Source organism: uncultured Sphingorhabdus sp. (assembly GCF_937872355.1).
Lineage (GTDB): Bacteria > Pseudomonadota > Alphaproteobacteria > Sphingomonadales > Sphingomonadaceae > Sphingorhabdus_B.
Genome location: NZ_CALMSV010000171.1, coordinates 1 through 3,024, shown reverse-complemented (window position 1 = coordinate 3,024; position 3,024 = coordinate 1). Strand labels below are relative to the sequence as shown.

At 60.2% G+C, this 3,024-nt stretch carries 1 protein-coding gene and 1 pseudogene; both read left to right on the top strand.

Annotation, left to right across the window (positions count from 1 at the left end; translation table 11 throughout):
• A pseudogene (locus Q0239_RS11140) lies at positions 1-598 on the top strand (hypothetical protein); the annotation flags it as partial.
• Positions 564-2,882 (top strand): Mov34/MPN/PAD-1 family protein, encoded by a 2,319-nt coding sequence (locus tag Q0239_RS11135; protein WP_298602671.1) that lies wholly within the window; start codon positions 564-566, stop codon positions 2,880-2,882. The pseudogene Q0239_RS11140 and the gene Q0239_RS11135, both read left to right, overlap by 35 nt.
• The last annotated feature ends 142 nt before the right edge of the window (positions 2,883-3,024 follow it).

Genomic DNA, 3,024 nt, shown 5'->3' with positions numbered 1-3,024 from the left:
GCTCGCCCCGATCCCGCAGAACGATGATGAGGAGCTGGACGAACTGCTCGGCAAAAATCACTCCTCGGGCATCTTGCGCTTCACAATCCGGGGTGACGGCATCCTCGACAAATGCCGATTCCTTACGGGAGGCGATGCCGAGGTCGCCATCTGGGAACGGTTGTGGGGCAAGCACGGGACTTACGAGGCCGACTGGCTCAGCTACGACATTCTCCAGGCGCCACATCATTGCTCATGGCACAGCCTAAGCTATGATAGCTATTCGACTTATGGTGAGGATGCGGAGGTGTGCGCTGATGCACGAAGCGCGTTAGCTCAAATTCGGAAGGGTGCGATTGTTGTCGCCAGCTCGAAGGCGATCGACCCTGAAGAGGCGGACCCACCCAGCGATCGGGCAAAGCGCGAATACGTCTCGATCGTCGATGGCAAGAGCGACCGTTTCATCTGCGTCGCCGATGTCTGGGAGGCCGATGAGCGGGCGCTGCAGTACGAGATCACGTCGAGCGGCATCACTAAGCTCGTGAAAAGCGCCGCGAAGGCGGCAATCGCCGCGCTGGGGATCGGTGCCACCGCTGCTCAGGCGCGTGCGCACGGTTGAAACAGTGGCGACCGAGGCAGAAATCGATCCCGCAAAGCATCTCTTGCGCGTGGCATTGACCCACCCCGAATGCGTGGGAGGTGCGGTGCTGGAGCCTGAAGATGGTAGACCGCGCATCCGGCTCGAAATGAATGTCGAGATGCCGCTCGACATGAAGGCTGATGGCATCAGCCAGAGCGGCGTCCGGACATGTGAGCCCGTCATCCTCAAGCTTCCTGCTACATTTCCGTGGCGATCGCCGCGTTTCTACCTCCGGGAGGACTTTCCTCGAGATTTTCCTCATCTCATGCCTTTCGCCGAGACCCCGCAACCTTGTCTGGTCGAAGGTGATCAGGACGAATATTTTCTTCAGTTCGGTCTGGTGGAATATGGCATCTTCCATCTGGTCGAGCAGCTTGCGATCTGGCTTCGTAAGGCCGCCATCAGCGGTTTGATCGACCACGCGCAAGGTTGGGAGGCCATGCTTCGTCGCGGTTTTCGCGACGTTGTCCAGATCGATGCCAACGCAGCGCGCAACCTCGTCACTAAGAACGGCGGTTGGATTGCCTGGAAGGGCAGCTTCTTCCGCCGCGGAGCGCCTGAGGCATGTCTAAACAGCACGGCTGAGTTATGGGTTTCGAGCAAGGGCGAGACGACGCCACTCATGCGGAAACCGGATAATGCGTCGTTTACGTCGCGCCAAACCGCTGCTGAGGCCAGCCTAGGCAACACTGTGGTCGGCGTTGTCTGGCCCGATAAGAACCCCGATGGCACGCCGTGTATCAGCCCCAACTATCTACCCGAAAGCGTGGCGACCTTGCGCGACCTTCGAGCCCGCGCAGCCGAAGTTGGATGTGGACGAGGTCTGGAATCCTTCCTCGCCAAGATCGAGCGTAGCTTTGCTGACATGTTTCTGCTCGCACCGATCCCGATCGGCATCATTCTATGCTTGCGACGCCCGATTCATATGATCGGCAGCACCTCCGACATTGAGCTCCTGCCCTATGTCGTCGAAATTCGCGCTAACAAGAACCGGGCCTCTCTGTTCGCTGGCGGCGACGATGAGCCTGTCTCGCCGGCGCTGCACTATCAGTCGCTCACCACGGCTCTGTTGCAGTCGCTGTCTGGCGCACCAGCGCGTCCTGCGCTGGCCATACTAGGCTGCGGCAGCGTCGGATCGAAGCTCGCCATTCACGCTGCGCGCGCCGGACAGGATATCGCTGCAGTAAGCGACGAGTCTTCACTTAGTCCGCACAACATGGCCCGACATGCGCTAGGAGCTGAGCTGGTCGGCACGAACAAGGCTGAAGCGCTCGCGAAGGAGCTCTCCGGATTCGGCATGGCGCCGATCGTAAATCGCGGCGACCTCAGCGTCGATCTCCGCGACCCTGAACGAAGCAAACTGATCATACCTTGGGCGGCGGCGGCCATCAATTCGACCGCGTCGCTATCAGTTCGCGAAGCATTGATGTCTGCCGCAACGCCTCGCCGAAGTACACGGCTGTTCGAGGCAGCCCTGTTCGGTCGCGGCCACGGCGCGTTTCTGCTAGCTGACGGCAAAGGGCATAATCCGAGTCATTGCGATCTGGTCGCCGAACTATACGCAACCCTTGACGACGAACGCGCCGCCAAACTGCTCTTTGATCCCGCCGGCGGTCTCTCCGAGATTCAGATCGGACAAGGGTGCGGATCTTTAACAATGACAATGGATGATGCGCGCTTGTCGGCAATGACGGCGTCACTTTCCCAGGAAATTTCAAAGGCGCTTGATACGCCGACCCAAGAGGGACTAATCGTCATCGGCACGGCTGATGACGACAGCCCATCGACTCAGTGGACCCGGCAAATTGTTCCCGCCTTCGAAACGGTCGTCATCGCCGGAAGTGACGGGTGGCAATTGCGCGTGTCCCGAAGGGTGGCGGACCGGATCAGGGCCGAAGCTAAAGCCTATCCTTCGGTTGAAACTGGAGGGGTTATGATCGGCTTGACCAGCGCACGGCTCAAGACCGTGACCGTCGTCGATCTGCTCGCGGCGCCTGCCGACAGCCGTCGAACACCTGCATTGTTCGTGTTGGGGACCGACGGCATGCAATCGGCAATCCATATACGGCACGAGCAGAGCGGGCGAACCCTGTTCGACGTGGGCACCTGGCACAGCCACATTCGGGATCAGGGCCCGTCGTCGACCGACTGGGGTACTGCGGCCGATCTTGCAGCCGAACGCGCCCCGCCATCGATTTTGTTGATCGCGACGCCTGCGCGTTTCCATGCGCTGGTTTCACCACGAAAGGACGGCGATGGCTGAAGCCAAATCGCTCAAGGAACAGAATGCCTCGCTGATCCGGGCCGCGATGATTGGGCATATCGTGGCCTTTGCGTGGATCGCCGTCGAGCCGCTGAGCCTCCTTTCCATGGACGGTCGCATGCTAGCAGCGCGGCTCGAGGGG